The organism is Nonomuraea cavernae (assembly GCF_014646355.1).
GTDB classification, from domain to species: Bacteria; Actinomycetota; Actinomycetes; order Streptosporangiales; family Streptosporangiaceae; genus Nonomuraea; species Nonomuraea cavernae.
In genome coordinates this window covers 359,099-377,903 of record NZ_BMNH01000004.1, presented here as the reverse complement: position 1 = coordinate 377,903, position 18,805 = coordinate 359,099, and the positions used below count along the sequence as shown (strand labels likewise).

The 18,805-nt window shown below is 72.5% G+C and carries 15 protein-coding genes and 1 pseudogene; 6 read left to right on the top strand and 10 right to left on the bottom strand.

The genetic code is table 11. The features are described from left to right. Positions 1–9 precede the first annotated feature (9 nt). The 3 genes from IEY82_RS11030 to IEY82_RS11020 are packed head-to-tail and all read right to left on the bottom strand — an operon-like array spanning position 10 to position 2,974. The gene (locus tag IEY82_RS11030; RefSeq protein WP_189123923.1) at positions 10–735 is read right to left on the bottom strand and encodes a sigma factor-like helix-turn-helix DNA-binding protein; all 726 of its coding nucleotides are present in this window, start codon (positions 733–735) and stop codon (positions 10–12) included. After that, positions 705–1,823, bottom strand: coding sequence for a hypothetical protein (locus IEY82_RS11025; protein WP_189123922.1), 1,119 nt, complete (start codon positions 1,821–1,823; stop codon positions 705–707). The genes IEY82_RS11030 and IEY82_RS11025 overlap by 31 nt, the downstream gene beginning before the upstream one ends. Continuing rightward, entirely contained in the window at positions 1,820–2,974 is a 1,155-nt protein-coding gene (locus IEY82_RS11020) for a sensor histidine kinase (protein WP_189123921.1), read from the bottom strand. Before IEY82_RS11020 ends, IEY82_RS11025 begins: the two co-directional genes overlap by 4 nt. A gap of 284 nt (positions 2,975–3,258) precedes the next feature. On the opposite strand from IEY82_RS11020, the gene IEY82_RS11015 reads away from it, so the two are divergent. After that, complete coding sequence (locus tag IEY82_RS11015) at positions 3,259–3,984, top strand: SpoIIE family protein phosphatase (protein ID WP_189123920.1); 726 nt, start codon at positions 3,259–3,261, stop codon at positions 3,982–3,984. Between the two features lie 77 nt (positions 3,985–4,061). Here the strand turns inward: IEY82_RS11015 and IEY82_RS11010 are convergent, their stop codons facing one another. From IEY82_RS11010 to IEY82_RS10985, 6 genes are all read right to left on the bottom strand, one after another. After that, positions 4,062–4,571, bottom strand: a complete 510-nt coding sequence (locus IEY82_RS11010) for a hypothetical protein (protein WP_189123919.1) — start codon at positions 4,569–4,571, stop codon at positions 4,062–4,064. 106 nt (positions 4,572–4,677) lie between these two features. Next, entirely contained in the window at positions 4,678–5,649 is a 972-nt protein-coding gene (locus tag IEY82_RS11005) for a DUF2157 domain-containing protein (RefSeq protein ID WP_189123918.1), read from the bottom strand. Between the two features lie 139 nt (positions 5,650–5,788). Continuing rightward, positions 5,789–7,822 carry a M14 family zinc carboxypeptidase gene (locus tag IEY82_RS11000; protein WP_189123917.1) on the bottom strand — a complete coding sequence of 678 codons (2,034 nt, stop codon included), beginning with the start codon at positions 7,820–7,822 and terminating at the stop codon, positions 5,789–5,791. Positions 7,823–7,904: 82 nt separating this feature from the next. Continuing rightward, positions 7,905–8,807, bottom strand: a complete 903-nt coding sequence (locus tag IEY82_RS10995) for a carbohydrate ABC transporter permease (RefSeq protein ID WP_189123916.1) — start codon at positions 8,805–8,807, stop codon at positions 7,905–7,907. Positions 8,808–8,809: 2 nt separating this feature from the next. Continuing rightward, on the bottom strand, positions 8,810–9,721 hold the full coding sequence (locus tag IEY82_RS10990) for a carbohydrate ABC transporter permease (RefSeq protein ID WP_189123915.1): 912 nt from the start codon (positions 9,719–9,721) through the stop codon (positions 8,810–8,812). Next, positions 9,718–11,064: an extracellular solute-binding protein gene (locus IEY82_RS10985; protein WP_225264333.1), complete on the bottom strand. Its 1,347-nt coding sequence runs from the start codon at positions 11,062–11,064 to the stop codon at positions 9,718–9,720. Before IEY82_RS10985 ends, IEY82_RS10990 begins: the two co-directional genes overlap by 4 nt. Before the next feature lie 352 nt (positions 11,065–11,416). Here IEY82_RS10985 and IEY82_RS10980 point away from each other — a divergent pair, with 352 nt between their 5' ends. From IEY82_RS10980 to IEY82_RS10960, 5 genes are all read left to right on the top strand, one after another. After that, the gene (locus IEY82_RS10980; protein ID WP_189123914.1) at positions 11,417–13,951 is read left to right on the top strand and encodes a beta-glucosidase family protein; all 2,535 of its coding nucleotides are present in this window, start codon (positions 11,417–11,419) and stop codon (positions 13,949–13,951) included. Further along, entirely contained in the window at positions 13,935–14,987 is a 1,053-nt protein-coding gene (locus tag IEY82_RS10975; protein WP_189123913.1) for a LacI family DNA-binding transcriptional regulator, read from the top strand. The genes IEY82_RS10980 and IEY82_RS10975 overlap by 17 nt, the downstream gene beginning before the upstream one ends. 145 nt (positions 14,988–15,132) lie before the next feature. After that, the gene (locus IEY82_RS10970) at positions 15,133–16,806 is read left to right on the top strand and encodes an amidohydrolase family protein (protein ID WP_189123912.1); all 1,674 of its coding nucleotides are present in this window, start codon (positions 15,133–15,135) and stop codon (positions 16,804–16,806) included. Positions 16,807–16,877: 71 nt separating this feature from the next. After that, positions 16,878–18,197 (top strand): hypothetical protein, encoded by a 1,320-nt coding sequence (locus tag IEY82_RS10965; protein ID WP_189123911.1) that lies wholly within the window; start codon positions 16,878–16,880, stop codon positions 18,195–18,197. 112 nt (positions 18,198–18,309) lie between these two features. Continuing rightward, on the top strand, positions 18,310–18,465 hold the full coding sequence (locus IEY82_RS10960; RefSeq protein WP_189123910.1) for a hypothetical protein: 156 nt from the start codon (positions 18,310–18,312) through the stop codon (positions 18,463–18,465). Here IEY82_RS10960 and IEY82_RS40290 read toward each other — a convergent pair. Continuing rightward, a pseudogene (locus IEY82_RS40290) lies at positions 18,435–18,805 on the bottom strand (RNA-guided endonuclease InsQ/TnpB family protein); the annotation flags it as partial. The gene IEY82_RS10960 and the pseudogene IEY82_RS40290 sit on opposite strands and share 31 nt — an antisense overlap.

The following is an 18,805-nucleotide window of genomic DNA, read 5'->3' as shown; positions in this document are numbered from 1 at the left end:
CGACCCTGGTCAGCGCGGGCCGCGGGCCTCCTCCGACGGGACGGGCTCCTCCCCTGCCCTCGCGGCCAGCGAGGTGTAGACCTTCACCTCGTCGGGACGGATGAGGCCGTCCTGGATGGCGCAGATGAGCAGCTTCTCCTTGGTGGGCGCGGGCCGTCCCGCCGCCGCGTACTTGACCCGGGCCCGGTCGATGTACTGACGAACGGTCCGCTCCTTGATCCCCATCCGGGCCGCCACCGACGCCTTCGACATCGACTGGAACCAGAACAGCAGGGCGGCCCGCTCCTTGTCCGACAGCTGCGGCCGGTGCGGACTCTCGTCCGTGGCGATCGCCTGCGCCATCGGCGGCGTCACGCTCGGCCGGTCGGCGGCCACCTCCAGGACGGTCTCCAGGCAGGACTCGCGGGTGGCCCGCCCCTTGCCGATGAACGCCGAGGCCCCCGCGTCGAGCACGACGCGCACCGTCTCCGGCTCCTCATGCTCGGAGAAGACGATGACCCGCTGCCCGCCCCCGCACAGCTCGGCGACGCGGTCGATCACCATGGTCCCGTTCAGGTGGAGATCGAGCAGCAGCACGTCGGCCGGCACGTCGCGGACGGACTCGATGGTGGGCCCCTGCGCCACCAGCTCCACCGGCCCCGGCGGGGCGAACCACGACCTGACGCCGTCCACCACCACCTGGTGGTCCTCCACCAGGGCGACCGTCACGGGCCCTGCCAGATGCTGTTGATCCATACCTCCCCTTCCTGCCGCTGGTACGTGACGACGACCCCGCTGGGCTCACGCACCGAGGTCGCGCTGATGGGCAGGTCGTCGTTGTCGGCCACGACGGCCACGCTCACCATGGTGGACATCGCGGACACGGTGACCCTGGCCCGCGACCTGGCTCCGTCCAGCGCCCGGATCGGCGCCCTGAGCAGGTCCTCCCGCACGCCGTCGGGCAGGTGGGGCAGGTGCTCGCCGAACGGCGGCGCCGTCACCAGGACCCTGCGCCGCTCGGCCGCGTCGATGCGCTCACGCAGCGCCGACACCAGCTCGTCGGGCACGTCCTCCCGCTCGGTGATGAGGCGGCGCAGCCGCATGGCCCCGGCCGTGCAGTCGGCCCGCACCCGGGGATCACCGGGATCGGCGCCGTCGGCGAGCTCCTTGAGCAGTGACTCCGCCGCGTCGCGGATCACCGCGTACCTGTGCAGCCGGTCGGCGTGGATGCGCCGGGCCGACTCCCGCCAGGCGTCGTCGGAGGCGAGCCTGCGGGCCAGCAGCACGGCGTCCTCGGCGCGTTCGCGCAGGGTGTGGCAGCCCGCCAGGTAGCCGAGCTGCAGGGTGACCGCGCCGACCATGACGACCAGGTACTTCGCGATGGAGACGCGGTCGTACGTCCCGGTCACGGCCATGGCCGCCAGCATGATGCCGGCGTTGGCGGCGAGGAACACCATCAGGTCGCGCCGCCGGCGCGGCCGGTTCCACACCAGCAGGACGCCGAGCCAGCCCACCGAGCCCCAGCCCCAGTCGATCGGGCCGAGCAGGTCCTCCGGCCGGCAGGACACGATCACCGCGACGTCCACGGCCAGCACGGCGACGGCGAGCGCGCGCGCCCTGGCCGGCGGGCGGGAGCCGCGCAGCATGGCCAGCGCGGCGACCACCCCGATGGCGGTGTAGACGACCCAGGCCGCGGCCGCCAGGGCGGGCCAGCGGAAGGACTGCCAGCCGGTGACCGTGACCGTGAGGTCGTAGCCCGTGTGCCAGACCGCCGCGATCACCACCGCGCCGATCGCGGTGTAGCGGGAGTAGCGCTGGGCGACCTGCTCGATGTCGTCGGTCATGGCCGCCACCACAGGCTGACGCGGGTGCCGTGGCCGCCGGAGGAGATCTCCGCGCCGCCGTTCGGCAGGGAGCGCATGGTGGCGAGGATCGACCCGCGCACGCCGAACCGGTCGGGCGGCAGCCGGTGCTCGTCGAACCCTCGGCCCTCGTCCGCGACCTCCACGCGGATCTCGCCGTCGCGCCGGCTGGAGACCAGCTCGGCCTCGCCGACGCCGGCGTGCCGGGCGACGTTCGCCAGAGCCTCGGTGACGGCGCGGGCGAAGCTCTCGGCCACGTCCCCGGGCACCGTCCCGGGTGTCAGCCGCCGGTGGACGACCAGGCCCGGCGCCCGTCCGGCCACCTCCTCCAGCAGCGTGTCCAGCGCGATGGGCGCGGCGGCGGCCCGAGGGGTGTCGCGCAGCTTCTCCAGCGCCGCCAGATCGGTCGCCACCTGCTCCCGCAGGGTGGGCGAGGGCTCGTCATAGGTGCCCAGGCCGACCATCGTCAGCGTGTGCAGCGACGTCTCGTGCACGCTGCCGACCTGCCTCAGCTCGTCCTCACGCCGCAGCCGTTCGACCATGAGCGCGATCCCGGCGCGCGCGCTCTCCCTCAGGAAGGCGTCGGCCAGGGCCGCGGAACGGCGCAGCAGCGTCATCAGCACCGCGATCGACACGATCTGGACCAGGTGCACCCCCAGGGTGCCGGTCACGTCCTGGCCCGGGGACGCGAGCCGCACACCGGCCAGGTACGCGCCCGCCACGACCAGCCCGGCGGGAACGGCCGCCCTCGGCCGCCACGAGACCCCGGTGACGACGATGCTCATCGTGGCCAGCCCCGCGACCCAGCTCGCGCCGCCTTCGAGGGCCTCCTCCGCCACGAGATGGCGCTGCGCGAGGCAGAGCGCGACGGTGACGGCCACATCACCGGCCACCAGCCGGCCGGGCAGCGGCCCGCCGCGCCAGGCCAGGCGCAGGAACAGGGCGGTCAACCCGAGGTCGGCCGCGAGCATGGGCACCAGCCACAGGGCGGAGACCGGCGGATCGGCGCCGAGCGTCGCGGCGAGGACCGCCACCAGGCCCACCGCGCCCCGCGCGCCCGCGCCGGTGCGCGCGACGGCCTGCTCCAGTTGCCTGGTCGCCGAGTCGTATCTCGTGGAGCCGGGGTGAGCCATGTGCCGTCCGCCCGCTATGAGAGCACAAGACGGACTTCACCCTAACGCACCTGTTAAGGAGGAGAAGGGAGTGCAAGGAGGTTTCTCCGGTCCTCGCGGCGGACGAGATGCTGGGTCGCATGGCTGATTCCTCGGTCCGGCTCGGCTGCGGTCTGCACCGCCTTCTCGCACCCTGGCCCTCCGGTCTCCAGGCGGCATGACGGCCGATCGGCCGTCAGTCGCCGCGCCCCCGCGCGGGCGTCTACTGAACTGGCATCGCGATGACCTCGTCGCAAGGGGGGCCCATGACCTTCGTCGTGATCACGATCCTGCTCGCCTGCCTGCCCGTGATGGCGGTCAGCGGCCGTCGCGCGGCCTGGCCGCCCGGCCTGCCGGTGCCGCGGCCGCGACTGGTGGCGGCGGGCGGCACGTACGAGGGCTCGCACGGCCACCCCTCCGACGCGTACGTCATCCAGGAACGGCTGATCGCGGTGGCCGACGGCGGGGGCGGCGAGCACGGCCCGGCCGCCGCGGCCCTGGCGCTGAGCGCCTTGGTCGCCGCCGGCCCCGACCGTACGGGCGCACGGGAGGCGGACCTGGAAGACCGCGCCGCGCGCGCCACCGCCCCGCGCGCCCCCACCAGGACCGGCCTGGTCAGCACGCTGGACCTGATCATGCTCGACCCCGGCGAGAACCCGTGCCTGCGCTTCGCCCACGTCGGCAACGGCGCCATCTGGCACGTCGCTAAAGGCGAGACGCCTCAGCCGCTCACCACGTCGCACTCCTTCGACGGCGGCCCGCCGCCGCGCGGGATCGCTCCCGAGGTCGGCACCGTGCCGCTGCGTCCGGGCGACCGCGTCGTCATCGTCACGGACGGCGTGATCCAGGCCGTCGGCATCCCGCGCATGGCCGAGCTCTTCACCGACGGCTCCTCCCCCGCCGCCTGCCTCGACCGGCTGTACGACGAGATGGCCGCGGTCGAGCCGAAGGACGACGCCACCGTGGTCATCGCGGAGTTCGTCACGGTCTGAACGGCTGGAGCCGGCGATGGGCCACCTCCGGGTGACGCGGCTCACGATGCGGCACCGGCCGCCGGCGGCCTGACCGGTCAGTACGGCGGGCGGGCGAGCCGGTCGAGACGCTGGAACAGGCCGTACACGAAGAGGGCGCGGTAGTCCGTGCCCTCGTGGACGAAGTCGACCGCCCAGTGGTGCGGGGCCGCCCCCTCCCGCTGCGACGCCCCTGGGAAACTGGTGCCGACATCGCCGACGACGCACCGCCACGGAACGAGGTCGTCGAAGGCCAGCGCCCGGTCGCCGCCGGGCCGGACGAACCACTGGTTCCACACCTCGCCGCCGGGACCGGACAGCAGCTCGAACTCCAGGCCAGGCCAGGACGGCAGCGCCCAGCGGGCCACCCGGCAGGTCACGCTCCCGATCGGCCTCGTGCCCTCGTAGGCGGGCGGCCCGAGCGCCGTCCGCAGCGCGGCCCGCCCCTTGGGCGCCCGCGCGGACCAGGCCCGCCTCGTCCACCGGGCGTGCGCGGCGCGCACCTCGGCCCGGGACGCGCCCATGTCGCCGAGCGCGTCCTCCACCCGCTCGGCGTTGAGATCACGCATGCGATGCATCAAGGTCAGCTCGAACTGTCGAACCCCGAATCCCATGGCGACCAGCCTGCCAGCCCTCGGGAGTGAGCCGGGCCCCGTCAGGTCCGGCCGAGCCGGGTCAGTGTCCCGGATCGGGGCCGTTCCGGGGCCCGCGTCGCAGCCTGATGCCGACCACCGCGGTGGTCACCAGGACGACGCCCGCGATGATCAGGATGACCGAGCCGCTGACCGCGCCACCTGTCCAGTCCCAGACGGCCTCCGGGACGGCCACGGTGAACCCGATCACGCTCGCCACGAGCAGCACCCAGGCCCGTTCCCACCGGTACAGGAGCAGGCAGGCCAGGGCGACCGCGAACGTCAGCCCGTACGCCCACGCGGTTGTGTGCTCCTGGCCGAGCGCCCACTGGCCGCCGAGCAGCGCCATGGCGGCGCCGAGCCCGAGCCCCAGCCGCCGCTGCCTGATCACCCCGGTCAGCACCAGGACGGTCCAGAGCACGCCCGCGCCGATCAGGGACAGGCCCACGGCCAGCGCGGAGTGGGTCAGCTCGCCGGCCAGGGTGCCGGCCGTCAGGACGGCGAAGGCGGCGCAGGCGAGAGCTCCCGGCACGGCGGGAAGCAGGGCGTAACCCGCCGCGGCCAGCACCAGGCCCGCCGAGGCCGCGATCGTGCCCCCGTCGGCGAGCAGCACGTCGGAGACCAGCACGTCGACCGCCAGCGCGCCCGTGCCGGAGGCCAGGGCCAGCGACACCGCGGCCGAGCGGGCCTGCGCCGCCCCGACCCGCGCGGGCGGGCGCCAGGGCAGCCGCACACCGCCCAGCGCCACCCCGGCGGCGAGCAGGCCGCCCGTCGTGGCCAGCAGGATGACGATCCGGGCGGTGCGGCTCAGCTCCGCCCAGGACAGGCCGACCAGTGAGAGGGCGCCCATGAGCACCAGGCCGCCCCCGACGTATCCGGCCACCTCCACCCACCGCACCCGCGCGCGGGGCGGCTCCGCCTGGTCGAGCGCCTGGCTGACGGCCGCCGCCTGCTGTGCGGACAGCACGCTCTCGCGCACCAGACGCCGCAGGACGTCGTCCCGGCTCTCCGCCACCGCGCGCTCCTTCCGTGCCCACCTGGCCGCGACGGCCCTTGCCTCCATCCTCCCGCCTCCGGGACGAGGGTGCCCGGCCGGGGATCGACCGGGCCCGCGCGGGCGGCGGTCCTGGCCGCCGCCGCGGCCGGTGGCGCCGTCAGCGCCGGTAGTCGGCGGCGACCCCGATCAGCGCGATGAGGCCCGAGGCGAACTCCATCGCCTCCTCGTGCCCCTCGCTGAACGGCGGCTGGAAGCCCACGCCCTCCCATCGGCCGGTCGCGGGGTTCCACAGGTCGCTGCCGACCTCGAAGTCCCAGCCGAAGACGCCGTAGTCGTACCAGAGCTCGTCGGCGGAGTTGCCGGCCGCCGAGTAGAGCACGTCGGTCACCGGCCCGGTCTGCTGCGGCCAGGTGACGGTGCCGCGTTCGGCGGCGATGGCCTCCTCGATCGTGCGGGCCGAACGCAGGAAGTACGCCTCCTGCTCGGCCGTGGGCCGGGGCAGGGTGACGCGGCCGTCGAGCTTGTAGGCGCCGGGCGGCCACATGAAATAACCGCCGTAGCTGTGCACGTTCAGCGCGAACTTGATGTTGCGGTACTTCTGCGCCAGCCAGATGACGTTGCGGCTCTCGGGCTCGGAGTGCTCGGCGGGCCCGGCGAACGTGCCGCTCTGGCAGTTGGCCGAGGCGCCGAAGTAGCCGTCGGACAGCGAGCCCACGGCGTAGTTGCGGTTGACGTCCACGCCCCACGTGTTGCGCAGCGCCGGGTCGGACTGCTGCGGCGGGCAGTGGTTGGTCATGTTCTTACGCTGGGAGTTGAAGTCGTAGAAGCTGTAGTTGGCGCCGTCGGGGTTGACCGTCGGAACGATGAACACGTCGGTGTTCCTCAGCAGCCTGCGCGTCGCCGCGTCGCGCGCGTGGTTGCGCAGCAGCCGCTCGGCCGCCTCGATGGTGACCAGCGGCGTCACCCATTCCCTGGCGTGCTCCTGCGCGTAGGCCAGCACGCCGGGGCGCGAGCCGTCGCGGTGCGCGCCGATGCGCAGGGCCAGCACCCGCATGGGCTGCCGGGAGACGTCGGCCGGCGCCTGGAGGAAGTCGCTGAGCTGGGTGAGCGGCGCGGGCGCCATGACGCCGGAGCCCGGGTCGGTGCGGTAGGTCGAGGCCTTGACGGGGCTGCCCGGCGTGCCGCTGATGGCCGCCGCCACCTGGGCGGCGGTGCTGGTGACCGCGCCGGAGCCGTCGGTGGCCAGGGTGACGGTGATCTGCTTGCCGTTCACCGTCACCTGGAGCGGACGGTCGGGCGCGCCCGGGGTGACGAGCTCGACCGCCAGGTCGTTGCCGCCCTCGGAGCCGTAGGCGTTGGAGGTGACCACGACCGCGGCGCCGGGCGGGGCGCCGATCAGCGCCTGGGCGTGCCGCCGGTAGCCGTTGGTCGGGTTGGGCAGCGTGATGATGTCGGTGAGCTGCGGGAAGCGCCGGTGCAGCGCCTTGATCCGCTCGTTGAGCTGCGCGGGCGGCATGTACTGGCTGACGAAGTCCTTCTGGTAGCCGGGGCCCGTGCGATCGGGCCGCTCGCCGTCGGGCCACTCCCTGACGCGCGCCTCCGCGCTGCCGCCGCCCGCCGAGGTGACGGTGACCCACTGCGGCTGGTCGGTGGCGGGCACGGGGGTGCTGAGCTGATGGCCCAGGTACGCCCCCGCGTCGACGTACGGCACCATGGGCGCCTGCCCGGTGGAGCCGCGCCTGCCCTTCCAGGTCACGCTGAGCGTGGCCGCCGCCCCGGCGCCGCTGGACGCCTCGACCGACAGGAAGTAGCCGTCGTGGGACCTGAACCAGACGGCGCGCTCGACCACGATCTGGTCCTCGGCCGCGGTGCGCTCCTGCGCGGGGTGGGACGCGGAGGGCGAGCCGGGCGCGAGGGTCGCGCCGAGCGAGCGGAGCCCGGCCAGCTGGCTCGCCGTGACGACCGCGTCGACCTGGATGCCGCCGCCGGGCTGCGGGCGTATCCGCTCGGTCAGGTCGGCGCCCGAGGCGACCAGGCGCTCCATCGCGGCCCGGTCCGGCACGGAGAGCGTGACCAGGGAGGCCGGCTCCGGGTCGGCCGGGCCGGCGACCGCCGGCGTGGACGGCCCTGCGGACAGGGCCGTCGCGAGAACGATCGTCAGTAGTGCCGCGGATGCCCGTAAGCCACGCATCGGCTCCTCCAGATCACCGGTATGGGGATCATTGAAGGCCGACTTGACGCGACCGGCAAGACCCAGCCGGACCGCGAGGGCGTCACTTGCTGAAGCCGACGGTCAGGCCGCTGACGAGCTGGCGGCGGCCCACCACGTAGAGCAGCAGGATGGGCATCGTGGTGAGGACGACGGAGGCGAGCACGGCCGGCACGTTCACGCTGTACTGCCCCTGGAAGGTCCACAGGGCGAGCGGCAGGGTCCGCTTGTCGGGGCTCTGCGTGAGGATCAGCGGCAGCAGGAACCCGTTCCAGATGGTCAGCGCGTTGTAGATCGACACCGTCACCACGGCCGGCCGGGTGAGCGGGAACGCCAGCCGCCAGAGCGTCATCCACTCGGTCGCGCCGTCCATCCGCATCGACTCGAACAGCTCCCTGGGCACGTCGCGGATGAAGTTCGACAGGACCAGCACCGACAGCGGGATCGCGAAGGCGATCGACGGCAGGATCAGGGCCAGCAGGGAGTCGTAGAGCTGCAGCCGGATGATGATCAGGTAGACGGGGATGATCGTGGCCTGGAGCGGGATGGCCAGGCCCATGAGGAAGAGGCCGTTCACCGAGCGCAGGAACCTGCCGGAGCCGCCCCGCACGATCGCGAAGGCCGCCATGAAGGAGATCACGACCGCGGGGACCACCGCGCCGACGGTGGTGATGAGGCTGTTGAGGAAGTACAGCGGGAAGTCCGACTCGATGACCAGCTGGTAGTTGCGCAGGGTCGGCTCGCCGGACGGCACCAGCGGGTTGGTCGCGTAGTAGGTGCTCTGCGACTTGAAGCTGGTGATGACGATCCAGTAGATCGGCACGATCACGACCGCCAGCCAGAGCCAGCCGGCCAGACCGGCCGGCCAGTTGCGGCGACCGGTGGCCGGGCCGCGCCGGGCGTGCCGGGCGTGTCTGGGTGGCCGCGCGGCGGCCCCCTTGGGCCGGGTCGTCAGCGTCGTCTGCATGATCAGGCGCCTTCCAGCTGGCTGTGGGCGGCGTCGCGGCCGCCGAGCCGGCGCAGCAGCAGCGCCAGGACGAGGCCGACGAGGACGAGGATGACGGCGATCGCGCTGGCCGGGCCCATGAGGTTGGCCTGGAAGCCCCGTTTGTACATGTCCAGGGCGAGCACCCGGGTGGTGTCCCCTGGACCGCCCGCGGTCAGCACGAAGATCAGGTCGAAGAAGGTCAGCGAGCCGACGACCATGAGGGTCGAGGACGTGATGATCGTGTACTTCAGCTGCGGCAGGGTGATGCTGAAGAACTTGCGGACCCGCCCGGCGCCGTCGAGCTCGGCGGCCTCGTACATGGAGCGGGGGATCTGCCGTACGCCGCCCTGGTAGATCAGCGCGTGGAACGGGATGAACTGCCACGACACCACGAAGATCACCACGCTGAAGGCGAGGACGGGCTCGCCGAGCCAGTCCTGGACGAGCAGGGGGATCCCGAGCCCCGCGCCCAGCCCGAAGTTGGGGTCGAGCAGCGCCTTGTAGGTGATCGCGATGGCCGCCGAGCTGAGCAGCAGCGGGATGAAGTACAGCACCGACAGGAAGGCGCGGTAGCGCTGGTCACCGGCCAGGAACGTGCCCAGCAGGATGCTCGCCGGCGTCTGGACGGCCCAGGACGCGGCCATCACCAGGAACGTCACCCACAGCGCGTGCGGCAGCTGCGGGTCGGCGAGCACGGCCCGCCAGCTGTCGAGACCGGTGAAGCCGATGTCGCCGAGCCCGTCCCACGAGGTGAAGCTGAGCACGAGGACTCCGGCCAGCGGGATCAGGCCGAACCCGGTGAAGATGACCAGGGCCGGCACGGCCAGCCACGCGAGCGAGCCGGAGCGGCCCGCTCGCGAGGCGGCCGTGGCGGAGGTCGCGACCGTGCTCACTTGCCGATGACCGCGTTCATGTTCGTGGCGAACTCCTTCGGCGAGATCGACAGCTGGAACAGCTTGGAGATGTTGTCCAGCAGCACCTCGGCGGCGGTCGGGCTGAGCGCCTGGTCCCAGGACTGGGCGAACGACTTGGCGTTGACGGCGATGCCGTAGACGAACTTCAGGAACTCGGCGTCCTCGGCGCTGGCGAACGCGCTGTCGGCGCCCTTGACGATCGGCACCGCGCCGGTCCCGACCCACTCCTTGATCGCCTGGTCGCCCATCAGCTCCGTGGCGAAGAACTTCTTGGCGATCTCCTTCTGCTCGGGGGTCGCCTGGGAGGAGATCGACATGTACTGGCCGGGGTTGCCGACGGTGTTGCCGGGGTCGCCCTTGCCGCCGTCGATCGGCGGGAAGTTCATGTAGCCGAGGTGGCCGCCGGAGACGAAGTCGCCCCCGTCCTGCTTCATGCCGCCGTAGGTCCAGCCGCCGTGCAGCATCATCGCGGCCTTGCCGGTGTAGAGCAGCGCCTGGTCGGCGTTGGAGTCGGCGGTGATCGAGGAGAAGCCCTTGATGAACCCGTCGGCCTTGACCAGCTCCTGCACCTTGCCGAGGGCGTCGAGGGCGATCGGGTTGTTCCAGGCGTCCTTCTCCTCGTCGAACACGGCCTGGAACACCTCGGGTCCGCCCATGCGGTCGAAGAGGAACTCCAGCCACATCATGTTGGTCCAGCGCGACTGCCCGCCGAGTGAGAACGGCGCGATGCCCTTGGCGTTGAACTTGGGAACCAGGTCCATGATGTCGCCCCAGGTCTGGGGCGGCTGCGCGCCGACCTTCTCGAACACCTGCTTGTTGTAGTAGAGGACGATCGGCTGCATCGTCTCGCAGGGCATCGCGTAGATCTTGCCGTCGATGGTGGCGGCGCCGAAGGAGGAGGGGAACAACCGGTCCTTGAGGGCGGTGTTCTGGTCGAACCACGAGGTGAGATCCTCGACCTGGCCGGCCTGGACGTAGCTGCGCAGGCCGCCGCCGCCCCAGCCCCAGATGAGCGTGGGCGCCTGGCCGGCGCCGATCGCCGTCTTGATCTTCGTCTTGAAGGCGTCGTTCTGGAGGATCGTCCCGACGATCTTGCCGTTGGGGTTGGCCGCGTTGAACCGTTCCATGGTCCTGGTGCGCACGCCTTCCTGCGGCTGGACCGACAGGTACCAGTAGGTGGCGGTGGCGCCACCCCCGCCACCGCTCGGGCCGCCACCGGGTCTGGTCGGTCCCGAGGTGCCGCACGCCGCGAGCGCGGCTCCGAGCGGCAGGCCCATCGAGAGGCTGAGGAACGTACGGCGGGATGTTGTCCTGGTCTCCACGCTGATCTCCGTACTCGAATGCCGGGGGCGGGCCGCGGCGCGTTGATCATCGGTTGCGGTGGCCGGCGGTCATGGGTCAGCACCCCCCGATGCCGTTCCTCCCATCGTCTGAGCAGGTCTCGAAACTTTTCCGAAATGACCGCGCGGCACGTCAATCTAGATTTCGGCCCTTGGCCTGTCAACCCCCTGCGGGGACACGAATTCGGCTCGGCGCAGGGCAGGTCGTTGAGGTACCCTCGCATGGGCGCTTAGCTGGTTATCCAGGCCAGGGACAGTCCTTCGGCCAGGCCACCCGACAGCGCCGAAACATTGCGAAACATGTGTCAGGAACCGTCTGCTAAGGAGACCAACAATGACGGCGCTCGATCGGATCCCCGCCGCGGGACAGGACCTACGCCCTTGGCAGGACCCGGCGCTTCCCGTGGCCGACCGGGTGGAGGCCCTGCTGGCGGAGATGACGCTGGAGGAGAAGGTCGCCCAGCTCGGCAGCCTGTGGGTGGGCAACCACACGCAGGCCGGCGACGGACCGGCCGATGCCTCCCTTGACGGCCCCGGAGCTGACAGCCCCGGACCTGACGGCACGGGACTTGACGGCACGGGACTTGACGGCACCGGCTCCGAGGCCGATGGGACGCCGAGCGTGGCGCCGGCGCAGGACACCTTCGGGGCATTCGGGGCGCTCCCCTTCGAGGAGGCCGTCCGCCACGGGCTCGGCCACCTGACCCGCGTGTTCGGCAGCAGGCCGGTGACCGTGTCGGAGGGCGCCGCGGAGCTGGTCCGGCTCCAGCGCTCGGTCATCGAGGGCTCCCGGCTCGGCATCCCCGCGCTCGCCCACGAGGAGTGCCTCACCGGCTTCACCACCTACGGCGCGACCGTCTATCCCGCGGCCATCGCCTGGGGCGCGACGTTCGACCCCGAGCTGGTGGAGCGGATGGCCTCCGCCATCGGCCGCGACATGCGCGCGGTGGGCGTGCACCAGGGCCTGTCCCCGGTGCTGGACGTGGTCCGCGACTACCGCTGGGGCAGGGTCGAGGAGACCATGGGCGAGGATCCGTACCTCGTCACGATGCTCGGCGCGGCCTACGTCCGGGGGCTGGAGAGCGCCGGGATCATCGCCACCCTCAAGCACCTCGCCGGCTACTCCGCCTCGCGCGCGGCCCGCAACCACGGCCCCGTCCCGATGGGACGGCGCGAGCTGATGGACCTGATCCTGCCGCCGTTCGAGACGGCCATCACCGAGGCCGGGGCTCGCTCGGTGATGAACTCCTACTCCGACGTGGACGGCGTCCCGGCCGCCATCGACTCCTGGCTGCTGACCGACCTGCTGCGCGAGGAGTGGGGGTTCACCGGCACCGTCGTCTCCGACTACTGGGCGGTGCCGTTCCTCGCGACGACGCACGGGGTCGCCGCGGACACGGAGGACGCCGGCGTCCAGGCGCTCACCGCGGGCCTCGACGTGGAGCTCCCCGACACCCGCGGCTTCGGCCGGCACCTGGCCGAGCGGGTACGCCGGGGCGAACTGCCGGAGTCCCTGGTGGACCGGGCGGCGCGCCGCCTGCTCACCCAGAAGGCGCAGCTCGGCCTGCTCGACCGGGACTGGACCCCCGAGGGCTCGGTCGCCGCGGCCGGCGAGGTGGACCTCGACTCGCCGGCCAACCGCGCGCTGGCCCGCGAACTGGCCGAGCGCTCCGTCGTCCTGCTCGACGCCGGCACGGCGTTGCCCCTGCTCGGGGAGGGCCGCCCGGCTCCGCGCCGGGTCGCCGTGGTCGGTCCCGGCGCGGCCGAGCCGCGCACCTTCATGGGCTGCTACGCCTTCCCCAACCACGTGCTGCCCCGCCACCCCGGCCTCGGGCTCGGCATCGACGCGCCCAGCGTCCTCGACGCCCTGCGGGCCGAGCTGCCCGGCACCGAGATCGTCCACGAACGGGGCTGCGACATCCGGGACGACGACCGCTCGGGCTTCGCCGCCGCGACGGACGCGGCCCGCGACGCGGACGTGTGCGTCGCCGTCGTGGGCGACCTCGCGGGCATGTTCGGGCAGGGGACCTCGGGTGAGGGCTGCGACGCCGAGCACCTCCGGCTGCCCGGGGCGCAGGAGGACCTGCTGGCCGCCCTCGCCGCCACGGGCACGCCGCTCGTCGTGGTCGTCGTCTCGGGCCGCCCGTACGCGATGGGCGACACACACGCCCGGGCCGCGGCGCTCGTGCAGGCGTTCATGCCTGGTGAGGAGGGCGGAGGGGCGATCGCCGGTATACTTTCCGGACGTGTCCAGCCCGCAGGCAAGCTGCCCGTGCAAATCCCCCGCCGGCCGGGCGGCCAGCCGGGCACCTATCTGCAGCCGCCACTCGGCACCGACAGCCAGGGCATCAGCAACCTCGACCCGACCCCCCTGTTCCCGTTCGGCCACGGCGCCTCCTACACCACCTTCGACGTCGGCGACCTGCGCGTCAGCGACACCGAGGTGCCCACCGACGGCGAGTTCACCGTGTCGGTCCGCGTCCGCAACACCGGCGGCAGAGCGGGTGAGGAGGTCGTCCAGCTCTACCTGCGCGACGTCCTCGCCCAGGTCACCCGGCCGGTGAGGCAGCTGACCGGCTTCGCGAGGGTCCGGCTGGAGCCCGGCGCGAGCACCGAGGTGAGCTTCCGCGTCCACGCCGACCGCACCGCCTTCACCGGCCGCGACCTGCGCCGGATCGTCGAGCCGGGCGACCTCGACATACTCGTCGGCACGTCCGCGGCCGACCTGCCCTGCCGCGCCGGCATCCGGCTGACCGGCCCGACGCGGGTCGTCGGCCACGGCCGGCGGCTCGTCACGCCCGTGTACGTGGGTTCGTCGCCGGGTTCCGCCGCCCGGCGACAGGAGGGAAGAGATGCAGGTCAGTCCTAGACGCACCACGCTGGCCACCGTCGCTGCCTCGGCCGGGGTGTCCGTCGCGACCGTCTCCAAGGTGCTCAACGGCCGCAGCGACGTCGCGCCGGCGACCCGCTCGCTGGTGCAGTCGCTGCTGCGGCAGCACGACTACGTCGCGCCGTCACCGCGCCGGGCCGAGGCCACGCCGTCCGCCACGATCGAGGTGCAGTTCGACACCGACCTCAACGCCTACTCCTCCGAGATCATCCAGGGTGCGGTGGAGGCCGGCGCCGAGGTCGGCGTCGGGGTCGTGGTCAGCATCCGCAAGGACACCGACCGCACCGCCGCCTGGGCCCGCGACCTGGTCGCCGCCGGTCGTCAGGCGCTGATCGCGGTCACCAGCGAGCTGACCTCGGGCCAGTTGGCCGCCCTGTCCCGGGCCCGGCTGCCGCTGGTCGTGATCGACCCGCTCAACCTGCCGCGCGCCCGCGTGACCAGCGTCGGCTCGACCAACTTCGCCGGCGGCCTGGCCGCGACCCACCACCTGCTCTCCCTCGGGCACCGGCGCATCGCCTACATCGGCGGCCCGGCGACGGCCGCCTGTAACCAGGCCCGCCTGCACGGCTACCGCGCCGCCATGGAGTCCGAGGGGGTGCCCGTGCCGCCGGGCTACGTGCAGACGGGGCACTTCCGCTACCCCGACGGCGTGGCGGGCGGCGCCACCCTGCTCGACCTGCCCGAGGCGCCGACGGCGATCTTCGCGGGCAGTGACGAGACCGCCCTCGGCGTCATCGAGGCGGCCCGGGCGCGCGGCCTGCGCATCCCCGAGGACCTCAGCCTCGTGGGCTTCGACGACACCCAGATCGCCCGGATGGCCTCGCCGCCCCTGACCACGGTCCGCCAGCCCCTGCGGGAGATGGGCCGGGTCGCCCTGCGCACCGCGATGCGGCTGGCGGCCGGCGAGCAGGTCGACTCCCATCACGTCGAGCTCGCCACCGAGCTGGTCGTACGAGGATCGACCGCCCCCGCGTCGGCCACGTCGGGCGGGCGGCCCGGACACCGGGGAGCGTGACGCGGGTCGATCACGGAGCCCCAGCCCGAGCGCCTGATTCAGCAAGATTGATGAGATGCCCTCATGTTTGGGCCTTGTAGGGGGGCCGGCGGGGGCGGATGCTGGCGATGGATCCGGTACCCCCGTCCTGTGTGAGGTGTCCGTGATGTCTCCCCGCTCCCTCGCCCACCGCCTCGCCCGTCAGGCGGTCGCCGTCGTCCTCATCCTGTCCGCCTCGCTGGTCTCGCTGGCCTCGCAGGCGGAAACCGTCGCGGCGGCCCCGCCGAAGGCCGTCGCGGCGACCCCGCCGCAGGCCGGTGCGACCGCCGGCGGCGACGTCCGCGGGTTCGTCGACGCGCACAGCCACCTGTTCTCCTACGAGGCGTTCGGCGGCAGCCTGATGTGCGGCAGGCCGTTCCACGCCGAGGGCATCGCCAAGGCCCTGACGGACTGCGCCGACCACCACCCCAACGGCGAACTGGCCTGGTTCGAGAACTTCACCCGCACCGGCTCGCCGACCGGCACCCACGACCCGGTGGGCTGGCCCACCTTCCGCGACTGGCCGGCGCACGACTCGCTCACCCACCAGCAGGCCTACTACACATGGGTGGAGCGGGCCTGGCGGGGCGGGCTGCGGATCATGGTCAACCACCTGGTGGCCAACCGCCAGCTGTGCGCGATCTACCCGCTCAAGAAGAACTCCTGCGACGAGATGAGCTCGATCAGGCTCCAGGCTCAGCGGGCCCGCGAAATGCAGGACCACATCGACGCCGAGCACGGCGGTCCCGGCCTGGGCTGGTTCCGGATCGTGCGCGACGCGGCCGAGGCCAGGCGCACGGCCGAATCCGGCAAACTCGCCGTCGTCCTCGGGATCGAGACCTCCGAGCCGTTCGGCTGCCGCCAGACCCTCGGCATCCCGCACTGCACCAAGGGGCAGATCGACCGCGGCCTGGACGAGATGTACGAGCTCGGCGTCCGCAGCATGTTCGTCTGCCACAAGTACGACAACGCCCTGTGCGGGGTCCGCTTCGACTCCGGCACCCAGGGTGCCATCGTCAACCTGGGCAACTTCCTCAGCGGCGGCTCCTTCTGGAAGGCGCGCACCTGCACCGGGCCCTATCACGACAACCCGATCGAACCCGGCGGAATCCTGCCCGACCAGCTCGCGGGACTGCTGCCCCCCGGCATCTCGCTGCCGGTCTATCCCCCCGCTCCCCACTGCAACACCAAGGGCCTGACCTCCCTCGGCGAGTACATGGTCCAGGGGCTGATGCGACGGGGCATGCTCGTGGAGGTCGACCACATGAGCGTGAAGGCCGCCGACCGCACGCTCGGCATCCTCGAAGCCGCCGGCTACCCCGGCGTGATCTCCTCCCACAGCTGGACCGACCCGGGCTACTTCGACCGGATCTACGCCCTCGGTGGCATGATCACGCAGTACGGGCATGACGCGTCGCACTTCGTCGCCGAGTGGCGCCGCACCGAGCCGCTCAGGCAGGCGCGCCAGATCACCGGGTACGGCTACGGCCTGGACGTCAACGGCATGGGCCAACTGCCCGGCCCTCGCGCCGGCAACTCCGCCGACCCGGTCACGTACCCGTTCGCCTCCTTCGACGGAAGCGTGACCCTGGACCGGCAGCGGACCGGGCAACGGGTCTGGGACGTCAACACCGACGGGGTCGCCAACTACGGCCTGGTGCCCGACTGGATCGAGGACATGCGGATCATCGCGGGCCCGGACCTCGTGCGGGACCTGGCGGCCGGCGCCGAATCCTACCTGCGCACCTGGGAGGCGGCCACGGCCCGCGCGGCGCGACGGGCCGGCGAGACGGCCGGATGATCCAGGTTGACGTTCGGTTCCGGCAGGGCTTGGATGATCGCCCATGAGCCGGTGCGCGCCGAAGGGGGCCGATGAAACGGTTACGCGTTGTCGCGGTGGCCGTGGTCGCGGGGGCCGTGGTCGCGGGGGCCGCGGTGTCGCCGTCGCTGTGGGACGACGCCGACGGGAAGCCCGTCCGCGACCGGCTGCCGGTCGCGCCCCTGGTGGTGCGGAAGAACGTGTGGCTGGACTCCCAGGGGACGGTCGTCGAGGAGCTTCCCGACCGCTGTGAGGACAGCCGATACCCCTACTTCTGCCAGCGGGTGCGGACGGAGGTCGGCGCGCACGACGAGCGGCTGCTCGCCGGCGGCGGCCTGACCATCAGGACGACGCTCGACCAGGCGATGCAGGAGGCGTCGCAGCGGGCCGTGGACGACCACGTCCACCGCGACGATCCGCAGGTCGCCGGCCAGGCGATGGTCGTCCCGGGCAGCGGCGAGATCAGGGCCATGGCCACCAGCAGGGGCACCGGCGACCCGAGCGGTCTCCAGCAGGGCAGCACGGCGATGGCCTACACCCTGGCCGCCGCGTTCGAGAACGGCATGCGGTCGGAGGACGGCTTCGCCGTCTCCGGTGAGTACCGGACGCCCGGCTTCGCGGCGTTCAGGAACTGCCAGGACGTGAAGGTCGGCGATCCGACCCACCGGGTCGTCGACCCGCGGCGAGCCGACCGGTTCCACACCCTGCGGTCGGGCACCCGGGAGACGGTCCCCACCTTCTTCATGAAGCTGGAGGAGAGGGTCGGCCTGTGCGAGACGGTGCGGATGGCGCGGCGGCTCGGCCTCGGCCGGGCCGACGGCCATCCCCTGGCCGAGTACGCGACCTTCACGCTCGGCGTCAACGAGGTGGAGCCGGTCTCGGTGGCCATCTCCTACGCCACCCTCGCCGCCCGCGGCCGGCACTGCGCCCCGATGGCGGTCACCGAGATCCGCGACGGCTCCGGCGCCGCGCGCTCCTTCGTCCCGCGCTGCCGGCAGGTGCTGGACCCGGCGGTCGCCGACGCGGTGACCGGCGTGCTGGCCGACGCGGCCGGAGACGCGGTCAAGGGCCTCGGCCGTGACGCGGCGGGCCTGCCGGGGACGGTAGACGCCCACGCCGCCGCCTGGTACGCGGGCTACACCCCGGCTCTGGCCTCGGCGGTCGGCGTCGGTGATCCTCGCGGCGGCTTCCGGCACCCGCTGACCGACGTGACCATCGGCGGCCGCCGCTACTCCAGCGTGCCCGGCAGCTCGATCCCCGCCCACATCTGGACGGACTCCATGACCACGGCGGTGCGCGGCACCGAGGAGACGGCGTTCGTGAAGCCGGATGCCGGTCGGTTCGGCGGCTGCCGCGAAGCCTGCGCGAAGTGACGGCTCCGAGGTCCCGAGAGCTTCGAGCCCGCGGAGAGTAGCATCACTGAGTGACAGCTCCGCTACCGGTGGTGACCGGCGCGGGCGCATCCATTCGGAGAGGGGCTCAACCATGGCACAGGACTTCGGCAGGCTCCCACAGCCTCAGTCGGTGCGGCTCATCGACTTCGACGAGGCGAAGGTCGTACCCGGGATCGTTCCCGGCACGTTCATCCTGATCGTGAGCGGCGAGAAGCCCTACCAGAACTTGACCTTCTCCCCCTCGTGAACGAGGGGGATTCTCACGGTCGCCCGTGAGGGTTCCTGTTTCATAGCCGGTCGCCCGCCAGGAAAGGGACTTCCTTTGAGGTCTTACATCGGCTCCGCAGGCGTTTCAGCTCTCCGCCGGCCCGGCGGCGAGGATGTTCTTGGCCGCGTTGACGTCCCGGTCATGGCAGGCGCCGCAGGCGCACACCCAGGTCCGGACGTTCAGCGGCATGGACGGCTGGAGAGTCCCGCACACAGAGCACAGCCTGGAGGAGGGAAACCAGCGGTCCACCACGACAAGTCGTCGCCCGTACCAGCGGCTCTTGTACTCCAGCATGCCGCACAGCTCCCGCCAGGACGCA

Coding starts and splice junctions, on each gene's coding strand:
- IEY82_RS11030 (WP_189123923.1), bottom strand. CDS start 735: ATGGATCAACAGCATCTGGCAGGGCCCGTGACGGTCGCCCTGGTGGAG.
- IEY82_RS11025 (WP_189123922.1), bottom strand. CDS start 1,823: ATGACCGACGACATCGAGCAGGTCGCCCAGCGCTACTCCCGCTACACC.
- IEY82_RS11020 (WP_189123921.1), bottom strand. CDS start 2,974: ATGGCTCACCCCGGCTCCACGAGATACGACTCGGCGACCAGGCAACTG.
- IEY82_RS11015 (WP_189123920.1), top strand. CDS start 3,259: ATGACCTTCGTCGTGATCACGATCCTGCTCGCCTGCCTGCCCGTGATG.
- IEY82_RS11010 (WP_189123919.1), bottom strand. CDS start 4,571: ATGCGTGATCTCAACGCCGAGCGGGTGGAGGACGCGCTCGGCGACATG.
- IEY82_RS11000 (WP_189123917.1), bottom strand. CDS start 7,822: ATGCGTGGCTTACGGGCATCCGCGGCACTACTGACGATCGTTCTCGCG.
- IEY82_RS10995 (WP_189123916.1), bottom strand. CDS start 8,807: ATGCAGACGACGCTGACGACCCGGCCCAAGGGGGCCGCCGCGCGGCCA.
- IEY82_RS10980 (WP_189123914.1), top strand. CDS start 11,417: ATGACGGCGCTCGATCGGATCCCCGCCGCGGGACAGGACCTACGCCCT.
- IEY82_RS10975 (WP_189123913.1), top strand. CDS start 13,935: ATGCAGGTCAGTCCTAGACGCACCACGCTGGCCACCGTCGCTGCCTCG.
- IEY82_RS10970 (WP_189123912.1), top strand. CDS start 15,133: ATGTCTCCCCGCTCCCTCGCCCACCGCCTCGCCCGTCAGGCGGTCGCC.
- IEY82_RS10965 (WP_189123911.1), top strand. CDS start 16,878: ATGAAACGGTTACGCGTTGTCGCGGTGGCCGTGGTCGCGGGGGCCGTG.
- IEY82_RS10960 (WP_189123910.1), top strand. CDS start 18,310: ATGGCACAGGACTTCGGCAGGCTCCCACAGCCTCAGTCGGTGCGGCTC.